The sequence below is a fragment of the Acetobacter okinawensis genome (assembly GCF_002153655.1).
Classification (GTDB): Bacteria; Pseudomonadota; Alphaproteobacteria; order Acetobacterales; family Acetobacteraceae; genus Acetobacter; species Acetobacter okinawensis_A.
This window is the reverse complement of the sequence record NZ_JOPJ01000009.1, coordinates 16,476-36,838: the sequence shown is the minus strand read 5'-3', so window position 1 is coordinate 36,838 and position 20,363 is coordinate 16,476. Positions and strand designations below refer to the sequence as shown.

Below are 20,363 nucleotides of genomic sequence, written 5' to 3'. Positions count from 1 at the left end.
ACGCGGCGAGCATACCTCGACCGCCAGATAATTTCGGAGATGGCAATGACCTACGTGGTCACTGAAAACTGCATCCGCTGCAAATTCATGGACTGTGTGGAAGTCTGCCCCGTTGACTGCTTCTACGCCGGTGAAAACTTTCTGGTCATCAACCCGGATGAGTGCATTGACTGCGGCGTGTGCGAACCTGAATGCCCGGCCGAAGCCATTTTCCCCGACAGCGACGACCGTTCGGCAGCATGGGCGGAAATCAACGCAAAATACGCCAGCCAGTGGCCCAACATCACACGCAAGGGCACAGCCCCTGCTGATGCGCAGGAATGGAAAGACAAGCCCAACAAAGCCGAGCTGCTCTCCCCCGAGCCGCATAAAGATTGAACCTGCTCCCCCTACAGGTTCCACCATAAAAAAAGGCACCGGAAACCCCGGTGCCTTTTTTTATGGCCCAACCACAAGGCCCACACGGACCAAAGACCAGCCATACAGGATGCGCCATAACCTGCCCATACGCGCCAGCGCCATGTAAGACACCCCACCATATGCCCAACAAAAAACCCCGGAGCCCTGAGGCCCCGGGGTTTTCTGTGCGGACCGCCACCCCGGCACAGGCCGGAGTGGCAACGCCCCACATGATATCAGCGAGACATCATGTTGATGGACGTGTTGGCCATAATAAAGACCGTACCGACAATCAGGATGGACACGAATGCAACGGTGAAAACAAACGCAATGTTGTTCCAACGTGCTTCCGAGCCACTGCCCATGTGCAGGAAGTAGTGCAGATGCACCAGAACCTGAACAAGTGCCAGAACAGAAAGTGCGGCCAGCGTGCCGGTTGGCGCAAGGCTGTGGCTCATCACCACACCAAACGACAGAACCGTCAGGATAACAGCAAGAACAAAGCCGATAAGGTACGAAGATACGCTACCGTGGCTCTCGCCCGAGGAGGATGTGTTCGGATTGCTCATCAGATCATGCTCGCCAGATAGACATAGGTGAAAACACAGATCCAGACGATATCCAGGAAGTGCCAGAACAGGCTCAGGCAGGTGAGCTTGTTCATCATGCGTTCCGGAATTTCAGTTGTCCCCATCAGCTGAACCATCAGGGTAACAATCCAGATCAGACCACACGTCACGTGCAGACCATGGGTGGATACCAGCGTGAAGAACGCAGACAGGAATGCACTGCGATCGGGGCCAGCGCCATCCGCGATCATGTGCGCGAATTCACGCACTTCCAGACCAACGAACCCAAGACCAAGCAGGAATGTGACGCCAAGCCACAGGATAACCTGACTGATCTGGGTCTTATGGGCGGCAATCATGCCAAACCCATAAGTGATGGAAGAGAGAAGCAGGAGGGCTGTTTCCAGCCCAAGCCCACCAAACTCGAACAGTTCGTGGGGGGTAGGCCCACCATTGAACTGGTTACGCAGGACTGCAAACGTGGCGAACAGAGAGCCAAAGATAATGCAGTCCGTCATCAGATAGACCCAGAACCCGAACACCACCGTATTTTCGTGGTGATGCTCGTCGTGGCCTGCGGTCGGAACAGTTGTGTTCTGTGCCATTATTCTGCTGCCTGTGCCATCAGTTTACGGGTGTGCTCGTTCTCGATCCGGGCAACCTCTTCAGCAGGGATATAGTAATCAATATCCTTGTTGGCGCTGCGTGCGATGACCGTAGCGATCACGCCCACAAGACCAATGGCTGCCAGCCACCAGATATACCACACAGCGGCAAAGCCGAAGATCAGGGCAAACGCACCAGCAGAAATACCAGATGCCGTGTTTTTGGGCATATGGATCGCTTCGTACTGAGCACCAGCCTGACGGGTATCAATGCCATTTTCCTTGTCATGCGTGAACGCATCGAGCGAGCTCACATGGGGGACAATAGCGTAGTTATACACCGGCGGAGGAGAAGACGTGGACCATTCCAGCGTACGACCGTTCCACGGATCACCCGTGAAGTCGCGGTTTTCGGGCTTGTTGCAGTCGCGGATGGAGACAAAAATCTGCATCAGCTGGCAAACAACACCGAACAGGATGAGCACTGCGCCAACTTCGGCGATCAGCATCCAGGGATGCCAGGCCGGGTTGTCATAGTGGTTGATACGACGGGTCATGCCTTCGAAACCGAGGACATAAAGCGGCATAAAGGCAAAGAAGAAGCCAACGAGCCAGAACCAGAAGGCGCGAATGCCCCATGCTTCGTTCATTTTGAAGCCGAGAACCTTCGGAGCCCAGAAGTTCATGCCACAGACGTAACCGAAGTACACACCACCGATAATCACGTTATGGAAGTGGGCAATCAGGAACAGGCTGTTATGCAGCACAAAGTCGGAACCGGGGATGGCCATCATCACACCGGTCATACCACCGATGGTGAACACCACCATGAAGCCAACAGCCCAATACATGCAAGCATGGTACTGGATGCGACCTTTATACATGGTGAACAGCCAGTTGAAGAGCTTAACACCGGTCGGGATGGAGATGATCATGGTTGCGATGCCGAAGAAGGCATTCACGTCCGGACCAGCGCCCATGGTGAAGAAGTGATGCACCCACACAAGGAAGGACAGCACCATGATGGAGCAGGTCGCATAGACCATGGTCTTGTAACCAAAGAGCGGCTTGCCGGAGAAGGCAGGCACCACTTCGGAGAACACACCAAAGGCAGGCAGAACAAGGATGTAAACTTCCGGATGACCCCAAGCCCAAATCAGGTTCAGGTACAGCATCTGGTTGCCGCCACCATCATTGGTAAAGAAGTGCATACCGAAGTAACGGTCCAGACCCAGAAGGGCAACAGCAACCGTCAGCACGGGGAAGGTCGCCATGATCAGGATGGAGGAGCAGAACGCCGTCCATGTGAACACGGGCATCTTCAGCCAGGTCATGCCTGGAGCGCGCATCTTAACAATGGTGACAAAGAAGTTCACACCGGTCAGCAGCGTGCCAACACCAGAGATCTGGATCGCCCAGATATAGTAGTCAACACCCACGCCAGGGCTGAACTGCATTTCGGACAGCGGGGGATAAGCCAGCCAGCCGCACTGCGAGAACTCACCAATGAACAGGGAGATGTTCACCAGCATGAACGCAACAGCCGTCATCCAGAAGCTCAGGTTGTTCAGGAACGGGTAAGCCACGTCACGTGCGCCAATCTGGAGCGGCACAATGAAGTTGAACAGACCGGTCATGAACGCCATGGCCAGGAAGAAGATCATGATCGTCCCGTGAGCGGAGAAGATCTGGTCGTAGTGATGCGGGGGCAGGTAACCGGGGTTACCGGCATAGGCCAGCGCAAGCTGGGTACGCATCATGATGGCGTCCGCAAAACCGCGGGCCAGAGCAACCAGCGCCAGTACAATGTACATGACAGCCAGACGCTTATGATCGACAGAGGTAAACCACTCTTTCCAGAGGTAGCCCCACTTGCCGTAATAGGTAATCAGTCCCAGTACCGCGACACCGACAATGAGAACGCCGATGAACGTACCTACTAGGATCGGCACATCCAACGGGATGGCCGAAAGCGATAGTCTCCCTAGCATAGATCCTATTCCTTCATATTCATGTCGGACATCGCGGACTGCTGCACCTGAATCATCTTGCCAGTGCTTTTGTCCATGACCATGCCGTTGTTGTATTTGGCAACGATCGTGTTGAACATGCCGGGTTCAACATGCGCGAAATATTCGACGGGGTTCGCTTCGCTTGGTGCTGCCAGTTTGGGGTAGGTCTGGCTGTCCAGCTGTTCGGAAGATGCACGCACCTTTTCGACCCAGGCGTTGAACTCATCATTGCTCATCGCCAGAGCATGGAACCGCATATCGGAGAAGCCACGCCCACTGTAGTTGGCGGATTCACCCATGTAATCGCCCGGCTCGCTTGCCAGCAGATGAAGCTGGGTCTGCATGCCTGCCATTGCATAAATCATGGAACCAAGACGCGGGATGAAGAACGAGTTCATCACGGAATCAGAGGTGATGTCGAAGTCAACAGGCGTATTGACCGGCATTGCCAACTGATTAACTGTTGCAATTCCCTGTTCAGGGTAAATGAACAGCCATTTCCAGTCCTGCGCCACAACCTGAACATGCAGCGGCTTGGCATTGGATTCTGCTTCAAGCGGCTTGTAGGGGTCCAGAGAATGACAGGTCTGGTAGGTGATCACTGCCAGAAACAGAATAATCAGGGACGGAACGCCCCAGATCACCACTTCAATCTTGTTGGAGTGGCTCCACTTCGGCAGATATTCGGCACTCGTGTTGGACTGGCGGTACTGCCAGGCAAACCAAAGTGTCAGAATAATGGTCGGAACCACTACGATCAGCATTGCGACCACAGAGGTGGTAATCAGGGTTTTAATCCCCTCTCCCACCGGGCCTTTCGGGTCCAGAACGTCTAGTTCGCACCCGGCAAGCAGCAACGCTGACGATAGGCCGCCCAATCGCGCCGTTCTCGCCAGTAACTTGTTTTTCATCGCACGCCTCTTGGTTCTGACATCAACTTAGCCTCACAAAGACTTTTGCCCTGCTGCCACAGAAGCCTGTCAACAGCAAGAAAAACCACGTCCCGGCGGGGGTGATCCACACCTGCACCACATTCTGGTCCTCCGGTAAGAAGACCCGAACATGGTGCATACGGCGCAGCCACGAACCCGGCGGAAACGCATTGCGCACACTTTATTCCCTACGAGAGGATTCTCAAACGTCAGAAAAGTTCCATCTGCCTTTCGTCACAATCAGTTAGCCGTTTTAAGCATGGCATTTGCCCACTTTTGAGGCGTCTGGATGAGGGAAAGGGGATATCACGGATTATTTCAAAATATTTCAAAAAATCCAATAATGGCAAAATTTAGTCTGAGATTTCATATTGTTAGAGACCACACAAAATCTCACATCCGTGTTACAATGCAAAGAATTGAAATCAGGACCATTTTGGCACCCATTCTTGATTTTCATGCCATCATTCGGACCAAGCATAACTGCCCATACAAAAAAACCCGGCCATAACTGACCGGGCTTTCCTTGGACGCAAGCAGAATGCTCCGTCAGGACACTGGCAGGCGGGTCTTAATCGCTGGAATTGCGGACACCCATGAACTGCAACAGGAACTGGAAGAGGTTGATGAAGTTCAGGTAGAGGCTCAGCGCGTCATAGACACTGCGCTTGGCGGTCATTTCCGGGCCTTCATACGCAGCAAGCTGTGGGTATGTGACCCGAATCCGCTGGGCATCAAACGCGCTGAACGCCGTAAAGATGAACACCCCGACAATGCTATAGAGATAGTACACCGTCGGGCTCTTGAGGAAGAGGTTAACCAGACCGGCAATCACCAGACCAAAAAGCCCCATCATCAGAAAAGACCCGAACTGGAGCAGGTTGGTCTTTGTCACATACCCCCACAGGGAGGTCGCACCGAACATGCATGCCGTGACCAAAAACACGCGCACGATGGAGGTGTCCGTATAAATGACAAACACACTGGCCATGCTGGCACCCATGGCAGCACAGAACGCCCAGAACAGACCCTGCGCCCCCTGAAGGGACAGGCGGTTGATCCCGAACGACATGACCAGCACAAACGCCAGCGGGGACAGCATAGCCAGATCACCCAGCAGGGTCGGGCGCGGCAACGGCCCCGCCGCAGTCTGGAAAACCTGGAAGAACAGGCTGCTCAACCCGGTATTGGCAATGGCGTAGGCCACAATTCCGGTCAGCAGAAGGCCAGATGCCATCCAGTTGTAAACACGCAGCATGTAGCTGCGCAGTCCAGCGTCCAGACTGGCCTGATCGTTCCAGCCTGACGCTGATGCGGGGGAACGGTAGTCGCGACTAAACGACATGGTTTTCTACTCTCCTTATCCAGACAAGTCTGGCTTTGCTTTATACTTGTGGCTGCCCTGTCTTTCCGTCAAGGGTACGGCACATCATATAATAGCTGGGCCTGCGGGTAATTGTCGGTGTTATGGTCCCTATATGTCCCACACCCAGCCATAAGGCCAGTTATGTACCTTACTGTTGGTCTTTCCCTCCCTGTGGATATGCGCGTTTTCCTGCACGGTTTTCAGGACTTCTTCCCGTCTCGGGAATGGCGGCCCACACCTGTGCTTTATCTGCCTCTGGTCGCCTTCGGGCGCATGCAGCCGCCAGAGTGGGAGGAGTTGGACCAATGCCTGTATGCGCTCCACTTGCCCACCCCGGTCACACTCCGGCACACGGGTTTTGACGTGTCGGCCAGAGGGAACCGAATCATGCTGGAAGCCACGGTAGAAGCCTCTGTTATAGATCACCTTTCCGTGAAAATCCGAAACGCGGGACGGCAGGCCGGTGTGCCTTCCAGCCACTCCCTGCTCCCATCGGGCATCGCTTTGGCGGACATCACAGAGGTGGACCCCACGGCATGCAATCTATGGCTTGCAACCCACCGCCATCTCTTTGCCCAGACAGAAGAAGTTTGCGAATTCACCGTGTTCAAGACTGGAAAAAACCGTGAAAACACCTTTTTGGAAGTGATGGCGGAGTACCAGTTTTCGGACCTTTATACCGCCCCGCCCAACATGTTATAACAGAGTGTTTCAGGTGTGACACACACGTTCACGCACACATCTGAACCGCGCTTTCATACGCCTGTTCCCTATCAGGAACGAATATGTGGGGATGCAGCTATTCTCTTGGCGTGATTGACATACAGCGCCCGCCTTGGCTGATGTGTGAGAAACCGGATTTCCGGCTCTATTTTTCCTCATCTTGATACACAGTCGAGGACATGAACGCATGACCCGCCCCGCCTCCGCCAAGAGACGTTCGCTGCTAGGAATTCTCGCGGCTGGAACAATCTGTGCCGCTGCCCTACCTTACGCAGCAGCCCCTGCCCGCGCCGACAGTCTGGGTGACACGGGACAAGCCATCATCCACGCCGATGAGCACCCCGAGAACTGGCTGTCCTATGGACGCACCTACTCTGAACAGCGCTACAGCCCGCTGGATCAGATCAACCGCTCCAATGTTGGTAACCTGAAGCTGGCCTGGTACTTCAACCTAGACAGCAACCGCGGTCAGGAAGGCACGCCTCTGATTGTGGACGGCATCATGTATGCCACGACCAACTGGTCCAAAATGAAAGCCCTTGATGCGGCAACCGGCAAACTGCTGTGGGAATACGACCCCAAGGTGCCCGGCAACATTGCTGACAAAGGCTGCTGCGATACGGTTAACCGTGGCGCAGGCTACTGGAACGGCAAGGTTTACTTTGGCACGTTTGACGGCCGCCTGATCTCCCTGGATGCCAAAACCGGCAAAAAAGTCTGGGAAATCAATACCATTCCAGCCGATGCCTCTCTGGGCAAGCAGCGCTCCTACACTGTTGACGGTGCCGTCCGCATTGCCAAGGGTCTGGTCCTGATCGGCAACGGTGGTGCAGAATTTGGCGCCCGCGGCTTTGTCTCCGCCTTTGATGCGGAAACCGGCAAGCTGAAGTGGCGCTTCTACACAGTGCCTAACAACAAGAACGAACCCGACCATGCAGCGTCGGATAATGTTCTGATGACCAAAGCCTACCGGACATGGGGCCCCAACGGGGCATGGGTCCGTCAGGGCGGTGGTGGCACCGTGTGGGACTCCATTGTGTATGACCCCGTGTCCGATCTGGTCTATCTGGCCGTCGGTAACGGTTCCCCCTGGAACTACAAATACCGCTCCGAAGGGATCGGCAACAACCTGTTCCTGGGCAGCATTGTCGCCGTCAAGCCTGAAACGGGTGAGTATGTCTGGCACTTCCAGGCCACCACCATGGACCAGTGGGACTACACCTCGGTCCAGCAGGTCATGACCCTTGACGTGCCAATCAATGGTGAGATGCGCCACGTTGTTGTGCAGGCTCCCAAGAACGGCTTCTTCTACATGCTCGACGCCAAGACGGGTGAATTCCTGGCTGGCAAGAACTATGTGTACGAAAACTGGGCCAGCGGCCTTGACCCGCTGACGGGCCGCCCGATCTACAAGCCTGAAGGCCTGTGGACCCTGAACGGCAACTTCTGGTACGGTATTCCCGGCCCGCTGGGTGCCCATAACTTCATGTCCATGGCGTACAGCCCCAAGACCCACCTGATCTACCTGCCAGCGCACCAGATTCCGTTTGGCTACCAGAACCAGGTTGGCGGCTTTAAGGCACACCCGGATGCATGGAACCTCGGTCTGGACATGACCAAGACCGGCCTGCCTGACTCGGCCGAAGCCCGCTCCGCATACCTGAAGGACCTTAAAGGCGAACTGCTGGCATGGGATCCGGTTAAAATGGAAACCGTGTGGAAGATCGACCACAAAGGCCCATGGAACGGCGGCGTTCTGGCAACTGGCGGCGACCTGCTGTTCCAGGGGCTGGCAAACGGCGAATTCCATGCCTATGACGCCACAAACGGTGCCGACCTTTACAAGTTTGACGCACAGAGCGGCATTATTGCTCCTCCCATAACCTACAGCGTCAACGGCAAGCAGTATGTTGCGGTTGAAGTGGGCTGGGGCGGTATCTACCCGATCTCCATGGGTGCGATGGGCCGTACATCTGGCTGGACAGTCAACCACTCCTATGTGGCCGTGTTCTCACTCGATGGCACAGCCAAACTGCCTGCCATGAACGAACTGGGCTTCCTGCCCGTCAAGCCGCCTGCGGAATATGACACCAAGGAAGCAGCCAAAGGCTACTTCCAGTACCAGACCTACTGCCAGACCTGCCATGGTGACAACGGCGAAGGCTCCGGCGTGCTCCCCGACCTGCGTTGGTCCGGTGCAATCCGCCATGAGGATGCGTTCTACAACGTTGTTGGCCGTGGTGCACTGACAGCTTATGGCATGGACCGCTTTGACACGAGCATGAAGCCTGAGGAAATCGAGTCCATCCGTCAGTACCTCATCAAGCGTGCGAACGAGAGCTATCAGCGTGAAGTGGATGCCCGAAAGAATGATCAGGGTGTTCCGCTGACCCCGGTCGTGGGCATTCCGCCCCAATAAGCGGCAGTCATGACGTCATTCGGTACACAAGCGATACAGTGGTAAAAATGATGATGAACAGACTAAAAGCCGCTCTTGGAGCGGTCACTGTCGGGCTTCTGGCAGGAACCTCCCTGGCACATGCACAGGGAGCTGAGGAAGACCTGATCAAAAAGGGCGAGTATGTCGCCCGTCTTGGTGACTGTGTGGCTTGCCACACAGCACTGAACGGTCAGAAGTTTGCAGGTGGGCTGGCGATCAAAACCCCCATCGGCATGATTTACTCGACCAACATCACGCCTGACCCCACCTACGGGATTGGCACCTATACGTTGCAGGAGTTTGATGAAGCCGTGCGCCATGGCATCCGCAAGGATGGCAGCACGCTTTATCCGGCCATGCCGTATCCCGCCTTCTCCCGCATGACGCAGGATGATGTGAAGTCGCTTTACGCGTACTTCATGCATGGTGTGCAGCCGGTCGCCCAGAAAAACCGTGAGGTCGGCATTAGCTGGCCCATGTCCATGCGCTGGCCGCTGGCTATCTGGCGCACCATGTTTGCACCCACGCCCAAGGACTTTACGCCTGCTCCGGGTACGGACCCCGAAATCGCCCGTGGTGAATATCTGGTCACGGGTGCCGGGCATTGCGGTGCGTGCCATACACCCCGTGGCTTTGCCATGCAGGAAAAGGCGCTGGATGCAGCCGGTGGGCCTGACTTCCTTGCTGGCGGCGCGCCGATCGACAACTGGATTGCACCGAGCCTGCGCAACGACCCGGTCGTAGGTCTGGGCCGCTGGTCTGAAGATGACCTGTTCCAGTTCCTCAAATCCGGCCGTACCGACCACTCCGCCGTATTTGGTGGCATGGCCGACGTGGTTGGCTGGAGCACCCAGTACTTTACGGACTCCGACCTGCACGCCATTGCCAAGTACCTGAAGGCTCTGCCGCCGGTTCCGCCATCACGCGGGGATTACACCTACGATCCGTCCACGGCTCAGGCGCTGGATTCTGGCAACACGGCCAGCAACCCGGGTGCACGGGTTTATGTTGAACAGTGCGCAGCCTGCCATCGTAACGATGGTGGTGGTGTAGCCCGTATGTTCCCGCCGCTGGCTGGTAACTCTGTGGTGGTCACTGACGACCCGACCTCCATTGCCCACATCATCGTGGCTGGTGGCGTGCTGCCGCCCACCAACTGGGCACCTTCGGCTGTTGCCATGCCGGACTACAAGAGCATTCTGTCCGACCAGCAGATTGCTGATGTGGTCAACTTCATCCGCTCTGCATGGGGTAACAAGGCACCTGCCAACGTGACCGCCGCTGACGTTCAGAAACTCCGTCTGGACCACGCCCCGATCCCGACCGCAGGCTGGGCTGACCCCACGGCAGCAACGGCTACATGGGGCCTGTTCATGCCGCAGCCTTACGGCTCTGGCTGGACCTTTGCACCGCAGACCCACACCGGGGTAGACGCAGAGCAGTAAGGTCTTACCGACCCCTGCTTCGCCCTTCCTCTGAGGGACGCGACCAGAAAAACACCGCAGTGGCAACGCTGCGGTGTTTTTTATTGCCCTGCACCACACAGCGGGTGCCCTGATCTTGGGAAGCAAGACTTACCAGCACCCACCACCGCCCTCTTTTATACGCGTGGTTGCAGCCCCATATGCTGTGGGCGTGATACTTTGCTGAACAGGACCTTCCCCTGCCACCACACACCACAACAGACCACCAGCTTGACAGCCTGCTCCAGCAGATCCGTGGGTGCACGGCCTGCGCCCACGCGCTGCCACTGGGGCCACGGCCTGTATTGCATGTCTCCCCCCGCGCACGGTTGCTGATTGCAAGTCAGGCTCCGGGCACCAGAGTGCATGAGACAGGAATTTCATTTAACGATGCCTCGGGCGAGCGCCTGCGGGCATGGCTGGGCATGGACCCTGCTCTTTTTTACGATACGGAAAAAGTGGCCATTGTGCCCATGGGGCTATGCTACCCCGGCGTGCTCCCCAAAGGGGGGGACCAGCCCCCAAGGCCGGAATGCGCACCACTGTGGCGCAAGCGTATTCTGGACCATCTGCCCAATATCCGGCTGACCCTGCTGGTCGGCTCCTACGCGCAAAACCATGTGCTGGGCAAAGGCAAGGTGTTTGAGCGGGTAGAGCAGTTCGAGCACTACCTGCCCACCTATTTTCCCCTACCGCACCCCTCCTGGCGCACGGGCATGTGGGAGCGGCGCACCCCAGCCTTTGCCCAGACCATTCTGCCCGCCCTGCGCCGCGAGGTTGCTCGCGCTCTGGCGGCATAAAACGGACTTATGCCCGCCGCTACGCCACGGCGGCTTGGGCAAGGCGCGCCTCCTCCGTACATCAGGCAATCAGCAGCAGGCGTATATCATTCACATTGGTCAGTGTTGGACCCGTTACCACCAGATCCCCCACGGCCTTGAAAAAACTATAACTGTCATGGTTACGCAGGAATGGCTCGGCCAGACACCCGGCCTGTGCCGCACGGGCCAGTGTATCGGGTGCAAAAATGGCCCCTGCGGCATCCTCTGTGCCGTCTATGCCATCGCTGTCCCCCGCCAGCCCCCAAATTCCACCCTCGCCCCCCAGAAACTGCGCGCAGGAGAGCAGAAACTCCGTGTTGCGCCCCCCTTTGCCCGCCGTCTCCCCTGCGCGGATGCTGACTGTTGTCTCCCCCCCACTCAGCAGCACGGCAGGGGGGCACACAGGCAGGCCATGCAGGCGGGCTGAGCGCGCCATGCCCCCTAGCAGAATACCTGCCACCTGACTCTCCCCCTCCAGCGCATCCCCCAGAATAAGTGGGGTCAGCCCTTGCTGGCGCGCAACTTCTGCTGCGGCCTGTAACGCCATAAGGGGGGTTGCAATCAGCACCACACGGTTACGCGGGTCCACAACAGGTGTGTGCGCCCGTTGCGCTGCCACATGGCGTTCAAGCACCTGATGCACGGTGGGGGGCAGGTCCAGCCTGTAACGCGCCACAATCTGCAGGGCGTCTGCCCCAGTACTGGCCGGGAGCACCGTTGGCCCACTGGCAATGACCGATGGGTCATCCCCCGGCACATCGCTGATCACCAGAGTAAGGACCTGCGCAGGGCTGGCAGCCTGCGCCAGCCCCCCGCCCTTGATGGCGGACAGGGCGCGCCGCACGGTGTTCATTTCTGTAATGGTGGCACCAGAGTGCAGTAGCTGCCTGCCGACCGCGCGTTTATCTTCCAACGTCAGGCCCGGTGCTGGCAGCGCCATAAGGGACGACCCGCCGCCAGAAACAAGGGCTATCACCAGATCATCCGGGCCAAGGCCGCTTACCGCCTGCATGGCCGCTCTGGCGGCGGCCTCGCTCCTGCCATCTGGCACAGGGTGGGAAGCTTCGAGGATGCGCACATGCCGTGTGGGCACAGCATGCCCATCCCGCGTGACTACAACCCCCTCCAGCGGCACATCGGGCCATGCTGCCTCTAACGCTGCGGCCATGGCGGCAGACGCTTTGCCCGCACCCACCACAACACAACGCCCCTTGGGCTTGGGCGGCAGGTGGGCTGCCAACACCAAAAACGGATCGGCACTGGCTACGGCAGCATCAAACATGGACCGCAACACGGTTGTGGCCCGCGCATGATCCCACGCATGGCTTGCATCTGACATGATGATCCCCTTTTTATTCTGGCCTGCCCCTGAACACCTTTGCCCCGCGCACCACCAGAAAGCAGCACAGACTGCGTTCAGGAAAACGCCTTGTCCAGATACGGGGAGGATGCATCAAAGAACGCCTGATTTTCCTTCAGTTCCGTTTCAATCACATGCAGGCTGGCCAGCACACGTAACATTTCCTCGCGCACGGACAGATTGGTCTCGGCCTGCTCCATACGGGTCAGATATTCCACGGCCAGATGGGCAGCACGGGCGGTGCGGCCATATTGCCCACCATACCGCCCCGAAAACTGGCGCATGCGGTTCATCATCGCCTGTGTGGCGTGCCGGGCGTCGTCTGGCAGAATGTCTCGGGCCAGAATAACGCGCAGGCGCAGCAGGTTCAGCTCTATGGTCATGCCAGACAGCACACCGCTGACGTAGCGGTCACGCACATAGGTGTTCCGGTCATCGGTGGTCATGGAGGCAAGGCGGACAAAGCCATCCACCCCACGGCCAATAATTTCGGTCATTGGGGGGGCGGCACGCTGCTGGGCCAGCCTGCGCAGACGGCGCAGAATACTTACCCGCAGGTCCCAGCGCAGGCCATCGGGGTCAAAAGGCAGGAACAGCCGGTACATCCACATGGAAAAAACCATGGCCAGAAACAACGGCAAAGCGGTGTTAAAATACAGAAGTTCATCCATCCGGCCCTGATTCATGGGGCCGATGAGAATGGGCAGGAACAGGTTATACGCAACGGCCGCCAGAATAAGAGGCGGCCATGCAAACGCCAGCCCCCCCACCAGCATGGGTACGGCCAGACAAAGGGCCAGTGTTTCGTAAATAGTGGGCTGGGCCATGACCCACAGGTCAAGCAGTCCGCTCATGCCCACCACAACGATTGTACCATGCAAAAACGCCTGCGTGGCCAGTGCGGGCTGCTCCAGTGTGGAGAACAGGGCGCAGACGATGGAGACAAACATCATGAATGTCAGCCCATCCGTCCAGCCGGTTGTAATCCAGAGAATACCTGAACAGAAAATAGTGACCGAGGCACGCAGGCTGTTGGTAAAGGCCATGCGCCAGTCACGATAACTCCGCATAGGATAGCGGAAGTGGTCATGGAGCACGGGGTTGCGGCTCATTTCGAACTGTTCAATGGCCTGTTGCAGCTCGTCCAGAATGGCTCCGAGTTTGTGCAGAAGCTGCCCCTCGCGCGACAGACTGCTCTCCTGCGCCACATCAATGGGCGGGTTTGTGGCCGCGATCATTTCCTGCTCAAGGCAGGTCGCTGCAAGCTGGGTGCAGGTCGCACGCAAAGCCACCAGATCCCGCAGAACAGGCGCCACAGGCAGGTCATCCGAAAGACGCTGGGGAATGGTCTGTAAAAAATCAGCCACCTGCCCCGCAACCTGCCGGTAGTCCCTGCCCTGACTTTCCGGCATGGACAGCAGGGCCCCCAAATCCAGCCCGCGTGACATCAGCACAGCTATGGCGGCAAGGGCGGCACGGGCATGGTCGCCCTCATGTTGGTGTTCGCCCATTTCCACTTCGGCAAACTCAACCTGATCGCTCAGGCTGACAATGGTTGTGAACACATCGGGGGAGTTAGCCACGGCACGCCGGTCCCCACCCAGCAGGCGCACAAGGGCTGGAACTGCGCCATCCAGAGCCTGCACAAAATTGGTGGCAAGCCTGTTCCTTGCCCGCAGGCCAAGCCTATACTGGAACAGGGAGGAAATGGTGGTTTCCACCACAATGCCCAGCGTAATATATGTGGCGCGCGCCATGGCGATATGAAAAATCTGGTCTGGGGCCGCAGCCCCATCCAGCGCAATAATGGCGTAAGTAAAGCCAGAGGCCCGCATACCGTGGATACGGTAGTTGGTCATGGTAGCAGGGCCGGGCAACAGGGTACCCACAAAGCAGAACCCGCCAATACCCGCCGCCACCCAAAAAATATAGAGCAACGGCGACTGCGGCATACTGCCCACAAGGACAAGGGCACAGATGGTGCCAACCACCATGCCAAACATATGCCACCGCGCCTTGGCAATGGATTTGCCGCGCGTACCCTGTGCAACCATCCACACGGTCAGGGCGGCCCATTGCGGGCTACCCAGCTCCCACCACAGGGCAATGCCAAGAGCTATGAGGGAGGAAATGGTGGTGCGGAGCGCATAGCCAAAAGACAGCAGGTTAGGGGCAAACAGCCAGCGCAGCCTGCTCAGGTCACGCGGGGGGCCACCGCCCTCCAACGCCTGACGGACAATGGTTTTAAAGGCCTGACAGAACTGGCCAAATGAAAACGCCGCAGCCTTCATGCCGCGTTCTGCCGGTCAGGACTGATCGTAAATACTGCCATCCGCTTCTTCTTACTCCAAAGAAACGCAAAAGCGTATTCACACCTCGTATGCCCTGTCCTGCACCCAGCGTTCCGCACAGGACATGGCATAAGGGACAACTACGCTCCGCGTTTAGTCTTCGTAGGACAGCAGGCTTGTTACGGTCGTATCCAGCTTGTCACGCCCGCCAAGGCCGGTCAGTTCAACCAGAACGGACGCGCCAACAACCTCGGCACCAGCCTTGCGCAGCAGGGCAATGGAGGCTGCAAGTGTGCCGCCGGTTGCCAGCAGGTCATCCATAACCACAACGCGCTGGCCGGGTTTGACGGCATCGGCCTGAATTTCCAGCGTATCGGAGCCGTATTCAAGGTCATATGTGTGGGCAATTGTCTGGCCGGGCAGCTTGCCGCTTTTGCGCAGCATCAGCATGCCGCAGCCCATCCGGTCTGCAATCGGAGCGGCGGTCAGGAACCCGCGGGATTCCACCGCAGCCAGCAGGTCCGGCTGGAGGGGGGCAATCTGGCGGGTCAGGCGCCCCATGGCAATCTGCCATGCATCGGGGTTTCGCATCAGGGTTGAAATATCGTAAAACAGAATACCCGGCTTGGGAAAATCTGGAATGTGACGGATATAATCCTTGAGGTCGATGTCCTGACGTCCCGTCATGATATGTGACAATCCTTCATGCATGCGCCCAACGCCGTGGAAGCGCGTTTTCCATCCTGCCTTATTCCCCTAGGTCAAGCACCGCTGGCGAACAGGTCTTTGGCAACCGGCCCCGCTCTATCCCGCACCGGAGCGTTCCGCAAGGGACGATCTGGTGGCTCAGGCTCCCGCCCGCGCCCCCAGTGCTGCGGTTACCGCCTCCATCAACCCATCACGGCGGAACGGTTTGGCAAGCAGACGCGCATTGGGGACACTCCCCTCCGGCGGTGGGGAATCGAGGGTCAGATCGCCCGACATATACACCACTGCCAGTGCGGGATAACGCTCGACCAGCACGCGTGAGAGAGTCACCCCATCCAGCGGACCGGGGAGCTGGATATCAGTCACCAGCAAATCAAGCGTCCCCTCCACCCCGGCTGCGGTATCAAACGCCTGCTCGCCATCGCCTGCTTCGAGCACCCTGTGGCCAGCCATGCCCAGAATGGTCACCACAATATCGCGGATGGCGGCATCATCCTCCACCACAAGCACCTGCAGGCTGCGCCCCTGTGCCTGTGGCGTGGGGCTGATAGACCTCGCTGGTATGGAGCTGACAGCCGCTACTGGCGCATCCTCCCCCGCATGGGTGGTTATGGCGCGCGGCAGCCACAGCGAGACCTCGGTGCCGCTACCATGCCCCGTAGCCACCACAACGCGGCCATGTACCTGCTGGGAAAAAGCCAGAACCATGGCCATGCCAAGGCCCGTCCCGGCCCCTTCCCGCTTGGTCGTGAAAAACGGCTCGAACAGGCGGTCCATGACCTCACGCGTCATGCCAAGACCACTGTCCACCACATCCAGCCTGACCCAGTCGCCCGCAGGCAGGGGGGATGGGTCAGACACAACACGAATACTGCGCCCCTCCTCCACCGGCAGGCCCATCAGATCCGCATTGACGGAGAATGTAACATTGCGTGCCGTAATGCGCAGCCGCCCGCCAGAAGGCATGGCGTCACGCGCATTGATGGCCAGATTGAGCACGGCACTTTCCAACTGGGCCGGGTCCACGCGCACGGGCCAGACGTCGGCCACAACACCGCACTCCACCACAATGCGCGGGCCAATAACACGCCCCAGCAACCCACCCAGAAAGGAGAACAGGTCGGACAGACGCAGCGAATCTGGCTCTCCACGCTGCCTGCGCATGAAGGAGAGAAGTTGCCCTGTAAGGGCCTCGGAACGATGGCCCGCATGGGTGGCGGCGGACAGATACTCCTGCCGCTGCTCGACCTGATCGGGCTGGTCGTATTCCGCCGCAAGCTCAAGGTTGCCCAGAATAACCGTCAGCAGGTTTTTAAAATCATGTGCAATGCCTGCGGTCAGCTGGCCAAGGGCGCGCAGCTTCTGCGCTTCGCCAAGGGCGCGCTCACTGCGCAGGCGCATGGTAATGTCCGCCGCAGTCAGCACAAAGCCACGCCGCTCGGCAGCCCCATCGGGGGCAAAGAACAAGGTGCGGCACAACTCCAGATCGGCGCCATTGCCGCCCTTGCATTCCACCACCACCGGGGGTGCCAGCTCCCCTTTGGACAGACTGCCCTCAATATGTTCAAACGGCTCCAGCAGAGGCACCCCCTCTACCACCAGCCGACCGCTCAGAGCGTTGTAGGACAGGCCGGTACGCAAAAAATCCTTACCCAGCCCCAGCACCGTGGCCAGTTGCTCATTCCAGTGCCACAGGCGTCCATCCGCCCCGAACACCGCAACCCCTAGGCTCAGGCTATCCAGAGTCGCACGCAGCCGTAACGCCAGATCGCGCGAGGAGGCCTCCGCCCTTGCTGCGGCAAGGGATGAGCGGTCCAGCACCCAACCTGCCGAAATCATACTGAGCACGCCGGTGAGAATCCCCAGCAGCGCCAGCCTGCGCTGCCAGCTTGTATTGCGCAGCATGTTGGCCACGCGGTCTGCCTGATCCAGCGTGCTGGCACGGCTTAAAACAGACAGGTTCTTGTCCAGTGCTGCCAGCAGGGCGGCCCCGCCCTGCGGCATGGCATCGGCTGATCTGGGCCATGTGCTAATGGCCTGTAGCTGGTGCTCTACAACGTCGAGCACCTCCTTGCGCCCTCCACCCTCACGCAGTTGCACGGAGCGGAAGCCATCAAACCCCGTACGGGCATCGGCAAGCTGGGTTACGGCCTGCTGGTAACACTCCCCGTCAACCGGGTTATGTTCGGCCTCAAAGGCGTAATGGCAGATACGGGCATCACTGGTCGCGTGGTGCACACCGCGCAGGTAACTGCCAGCCGCCGTGCTCTGGCGATCCATGTTGCCATGGCGGGCCATGTCATTGCCGAGTTCTATGCCAATGCCACCAAAGGTCACAATCAGCACGCCAGCCCCGATAAGAGCCAGAATATGAGCCCGTCTTGCCGGATGCCGTAGCATGTCAGGCATGCTCCCCTTGTTGTGTGTCCACCATGCCATACGCGGCATGGCACCTGTAGCCATGGTTGAGCAAGGCATGGCTGCCCATGCACGATCAGGCACCACCCCGCCCGGTGGGGCGAAGCATATGCATACCCAGCATCATAAGCGCACCAAGGCACATACATCCAGCCATTGGTAACGCAGATGTGGCCGCAAACAACCCGACAACCACCCCGGCCAGAGCACCAAGCACGTATTGCAGCGTACCCGCCAGCGCCGATGCCGCCCCCGCCTGGGAGGGATGGTCGGCCAGCGCCATCATCATCGCATTGGGGAAAATAATACCTGTTGGGGCCAGAGCCAGCACCATGGTGGCAATCACCAGCCAGACCTCATACCCCTTACTGGCGGGGGAGGCATACCACCCACCCCACAGGCTGACGCCCACCATAAGCACCGTGCCCACAACCGACAGGACCACCCCACCAGACAGCAGACGGCCGGGGTCCACCCGCCCGACCAGCAGGCCGTTTACCTGCGATGCCCCGATCATGAACACCGCCATGACCCCGAACAGCATGGAAAAATGCAACGGCGAAAAATGGAAAAGCCGGACAAAAACAAACGGAGCCGCCGTAAGGTAGCTAAAGGACATAAAGGTCGAGCAGGCCGTGACCATCGCGTACACGCTGTACCCCCTGTCCCCCAGCAAAGCCACATAGCGGGTCAGCAGAGTAATGGGGGAGAGGCTCTGGCGCTTCTGGTAGGGCAGTGTCTCTGGCAGCACCCACAGCACAAGGGCCACACACGCCACACCATAAACCGCAGACGCCCAGAAAATAATCCGCCACGAGACAAATTCCACCACCAGACCACCCAGCATGGGGGCCAGAATGGGCACAACCCCCATGACCATAATCAGGCGGGACATCATACGCGCGCCCGCCGCCCGGTCGGACACCACATCGCGCACACAGGCCGTTGGCACCACCAGACTGGCCGAAGCGCCGATGGACGCCACAAACCGGGCGGCGGAAAATGTGGTGACATCCGGCGCAAATGCACAAACGGCGGAGGCTGCGGCATACAACGCATTGCCCACCAGCAGGGGCATACGCCTGCCATACCTGTCGGCCAGCGGCCCCACACTCAACTGCCCAATGGCAAGGCCCATAAACCAGATGGCCAACGTAAACTGCACATTGCCCGCCGTGGTATGGAAACTCTGCTCCATGGCCGGGAAGGCCGGCAGGTAAATATCGGTCGAGATAGGGCCAACAGCGGTCAGAAACCCCAGCAGCAGGGCCAGCCACCCCGGTACCCCGGCAGCAAAAACAGGCCGCGCACCCTCCTGCGCCGCCGCAGGCCGTTCCATGGAAGAAGATATCATGTCCGGCCCTCCGGGCATGACATGTCAGGTAAATGCCGCAAATGGATGATCCCACTGAAAAAAAACAACCGGGGGTATGGGGTCTGCCCGCTGGGCCTGACGTGGAAAACGCCAGACCACCGGGCCACAAAGCGGCCTAAGGCTGCCCGCTGGCCACAGCAATGCGGGTATGCCGCCAAAGCCACAGACCCAACACGGCGGAGAGCGCAAACAGTGCGCCCCCTAGCCCATACTGCCAGCCAGACCCCACCTGCACACCAGCCCCCAGCAACACTGCAACGGCGTTCTGGGGCAGCGCACCCAGCAGGGTTGCCGCAACAAATGGCCATACCGCCATACCGGACACGCCTCCAAGCAGGTTAAGCAGCAGGGCTGACCCAACCGGCAGCAGGCGCAATGTCAGAATACTCAGGAAGGGCTTGTGGGTCAGAAAAGCATCCAGCTTTTCAAACCGTGGCCCAAGGCGCGCCTGCGCCCATGAACGACCACCCCATCGGGCCCATAAAAAACCGGCCACACACCCTAATGTAGAAGCCGATGTAATCATGGCAAGCCCTTCGGCCACGCCATAGGTCACTCCGGCAGCAAAACCGGCTACCTGCCGCGGCAGGCCGAACGCACACCAGACCGATGCCCCGGCCACAAACACAAGCCGCCCGCCAAGGCCCGCACGCAGCATGGCCGTGCTGCCCAGCACGTGCTCCAGAGCAGGCACATGCCGCAGCCCTATGGCCCCCGCGACCAGAATAAGCAGCATCAGCACGGGTTTGAACAACACCTTGGGGGAATAGGCGGGTGCTGGGGGGGGTGGTTTCATCCCTTGGGCGCTAGCATCTTCTTGCCGCGGGCCGCAAGCTGGCTGTAAACCCTAGCCATAAAGTTTAACTCCAGCGCAAAAGAGT

The 20,363-nt window shown here is 58.6% G+C and carries 16 protein-coding genes; 5 read left to right on the top strand and 11 right to left on the bottom strand.

The window, feature by feature from the left end; translation table 11 throughout:
- The first annotated feature begins 45 nt into the window (after positions 1–45).
- A complete protein-coding gene (gene fdxA / locus HK26_RS05965) occupies positions 46–378 on the top strand; it encodes a ferredoxin FdxA (RefSeq protein WP_025825402.1) in 333 nt (110 codons plus the stop codon).
- A gap of 257 nt (positions 379–635) precedes the next feature.
- On the opposite strand, the gene cyoD is transcribed toward fdxA, so the two are convergent.
- From cyoD to HK26_RS05940, 5 genes are all read right to left on the bottom strand, one after another.
- Positions 636–968, bottom strand: a complete 333-nt coding sequence (gene cyoD / locus HK26_RS05960) for a cytochrome o ubiquinol oxidase subunit IV (protein WP_086638939.1) — start codon at positions 966–968, stop codon at positions 636–638.
- Entirely contained in the window at positions 968–1,573 is a 606-nt protein-coding gene (cyoC, locus tag HK26_RS05955; RefSeq protein WP_086638938.1) for a cytochrome o ubiquinol oxidase subunit III, read from the bottom strand. Before cyoC ends, cyoD begins: the two co-directional genes overlap by 1 nt.
- A complete protein-coding gene (cyoB, locus tag HK26_RS05950; protein WP_086638937.1) occupies positions 1,573–3,564 on the bottom strand; it encodes a cytochrome o ubiquinol oxidase subunit I in 1,992 nt (663 codons plus the stop codon). Before cyoB ends, cyoC begins: the two co-directional genes overlap by 1 nt.
- 5 nt (positions 3,565–3,569) lie before the next feature.
- Positions 3,570–4,496: a ubiquinol oxidase subunit II gene (cyoA, locus tag HK26_RS05945; RefSeq protein ID WP_025825396.1), complete on the bottom strand. Its 927-nt coding sequence runs from the start codon at positions 4,494–4,496 to the stop codon at positions 3,570–3,572.
- A 592-nt stretch (positions 4,497–5,088) separates the two neighbouring features.
- Positions 5,089–5,862 (bottom strand): Bax inhibitor-1/YccA family protein, encoded by a 774-nt coding sequence (locus HK26_RS05940; protein ID WP_086638936.1) that lies wholly within the window; start codon positions 5,860–5,862, stop codon positions 5,089–5,091.
- Positions 5,863–6,024: 162 nt separating this feature from the next.
- Here HK26_RS05940 and HK26_RS05935 point away from each other — a divergent pair, with 162 nt between their 5' ends.
- From HK26_RS05935 to HK26_RS05920, 4 genes are all read left to right on the top strand, one after another.
- Positions 6,025–6,585 (top strand): hypothetical protein, encoded by a 561-nt coding sequence (locus HK26_RS05935; RefSeq protein WP_086638935.1) that lies wholly within the window; start codon positions 6,025–6,027, stop codon positions 6,583–6,585.
- Between the two features lie 208 nt (positions 6,586–6,793).
- On the top strand, positions 6,794–9,025 hold the full coding sequence (locus HK26_RS05930) for a PQQ-dependent dehydrogenase, methanol/ethanol family (protein ID WP_086638934.1): 2,232 nt from the start codon (positions 6,794–6,796) through the stop codon (positions 9,023–9,025).
- A gap of 47 nt (positions 9,026–9,072) precedes the next feature.
- Positions 9,073–10,491, top strand: a complete 1,419-nt coding sequence (locus tag HK26_RS05925; RefSeq protein WP_025825390.1) for a c-type cytochrome — start codon at positions 9,073–9,075, stop codon at positions 10,489–10,491.
- A gap of 218 nt (positions 10,492–10,709) precedes the next feature.
- Positions 10,710–11,309, top strand: a complete 600-nt coding sequence (locus HK26_RS05920) for a uracil-DNA glycosylase family protein (RefSeq protein ID WP_086638933.1) — start codon at positions 10,710–10,712, stop codon at positions 11,307–11,309.
- Positions 11,310–11,370: 61 nt separating this feature from the next.
- Here the strand turns inward: HK26_RS05920 and HK26_RS05915 are convergent, their stop codons facing one another.
- The 6 genes from HK26_RS05915 to HK26_RS05890 all read right to left on the bottom strand — a co-directional run bounded on the left by HK26_RS05915 (position 11,371) and on the right by HK26_RS05890 (position 20,278).
- On the bottom strand, positions 11,371–12,669 hold the full coding sequence (locus tag HK26_RS05915; RefSeq protein ID WP_086638932.1) for a glycerate kinase type-2 family protein: 1,299 nt from the start codon (positions 12,667–12,669) through the stop codon (positions 11,371–11,373).
- A 77-nt stretch (positions 12,670–12,746) separates the two neighbouring features.
- On the bottom strand, positions 12,747–14,981 hold the full coding sequence (locus HK26_RS05910) for an FUSC family protein (protein WP_086638931.1): 2,235 nt from the start codon (positions 14,979–14,981) through the stop codon (positions 12,747–12,749).
- Between the two features lie 153 nt (positions 14,982–15,134).
- Positions 15,135–15,668, bottom strand: a complete 534-nt coding sequence (locus tag HK26_RS05905) for an adenine phosphoribosyltransferase (RefSeq protein ID WP_086639055.1) — start codon at positions 15,666–15,668, stop codon at positions 15,135–15,137.
- Between the two features lie 159 nt (positions 15,669–15,827).
- Positions 15,828–18,089, bottom strand: a complete 2,262-nt coding sequence (locus tag HK26_RS05900; protein ID WP_086639054.1) for an ATP-binding protein — start codon at positions 18,087–18,089, stop codon at positions 15,828–15,830.
- 94 nt (positions 18,090–18,183) lie between these two features.
- The gene (locus tag HK26_RS05895) at positions 18,184–19,461 is read right to left on the bottom strand and encodes a multidrug effflux MFS transporter (RefSeq protein WP_086638930.1); all 1,278 of its coding nucleotides are present in this window, start codon (positions 19,459–19,461) and stop codon (positions 18,184–18,186) included.
- Positions 19,462–19,597: 136 nt separating this feature from the next.
- Positions 19,598–20,278: a TVP38/TMEM64 family protein gene (locus tag HK26_RS05890; RefSeq protein WP_025825383.1), complete on the bottom strand. Its 681-nt coding sequence runs from the start codon at positions 20,276–20,278 to the stop codon at positions 19,598–19,600.
- Positions 20,279–20,363 lie beyond the last annotated feature (85 nt).

What these genes read in the sequence shown, in the direction of transcription:
- fdxA (WP_025825402.1), top strand. Translation starts at nt 46, where the DNA reads ATGACCTACGTGGTCACTGAAAACTGCATCCGCTGCAAATTCATGGAC.
- cyoD (WP_086638939.1), bottom strand. Translation starts at nt 968, where the DNA reads ATGAGCAATCCGAACACATCCTCCTCGGGCGAGAGCCACGGTAGCGTA.
- cyoC (WP_086638938.1), bottom strand. Translation starts at nt 1,573, where the DNA reads ATGGCACAGAACACAACTGTTCCGACCGCAGGCCACGACGAGCATCAC.
- cyoB (WP_086638937.1), bottom strand. Translation starts at nt 3,564, where the DNA reads ATGCTAGGGAGACTATCGCTTTCGGCCATCCCGTTGGATGTGCCGATC.
- cyoA (WP_025825396.1), bottom strand. Translation starts at nt 4,496, where the DNA reads ATGAAAAACAAGTTACTGGCGAGAACGGCGCGATTGGGCGGCCTATCG.
- HK26_RS05940 (WP_086638936.1), bottom strand. Translation starts at nt 5,862, where the DNA reads ATGTCGTTTAGTCGCGACTACCGTTCCCCCGCATCAGCGTCAGGCTGG.
- HK26_RS05935 (WP_086638935.1), top strand. Translation starts at nt 6,025, where the DNA reads ATGTACCTTACTGTTGGTCTTTCCCTCCCTGTGGATATGCGCGTTTTC.
- HK26_RS05930 (WP_086638934.1), top strand. Translation starts at nt 6,794, where the DNA reads ATGACCCGCCCCGCCTCCGCCAAGAGACGTTCGCTGCTAGGAATTCTC.
- HK26_RS05925 (WP_025825390.1), top strand. Translation starts at nt 9,073, where the DNA reads ATGATGATGAACAGACTAAAAGCCGCTCTTGGAGCGGTCACTGTCGGG.
- HK26_RS05915 (WP_086638932.1), bottom strand. Translation starts at nt 12,669, where the DNA reads ATGTCAGATGCAAGCCATGCGTGGGATCATGCGCGGGCCACAACCGTG.
- HK26_RS05910 (WP_086638931.1), bottom strand. Translation starts at nt 14,981, where the DNA reads ATGAAGGCTGCGGCGTTTTCATTTGGCCAGTTCTGTCAGGCCTTTAAA.
- HK26_RS05905 (WP_086639055.1), bottom strand. Translation starts at nt 15,668, where the DNA reads ATGACGGGACGTCAGGACATCGACCTCAAGGATTATATCCGTCACATT.
- HK26_RS05900 (WP_086639054.1), bottom strand. Translation starts at nt 18,089, where the DNA reads ATGCTACGGCATCCGGCAAGACGGGCTCATATTCTGGCTCTTATCGGG.
- HK26_RS05895 (WP_086638930.1), bottom strand. Translation starts at nt 19,461, where the DNA reads ATGATATCTTCTTCCATGGAACGGCCTGCGGCGGCGCAGGAGGGTGCG.
- HK26_RS05890 (WP_025825383.1), bottom strand. Translation starts at nt 20,278, where the DNA reads ATGAAACCACCCCCCCCAGCACCCGCCTATTCCCCCAAGGTGTTGTTC.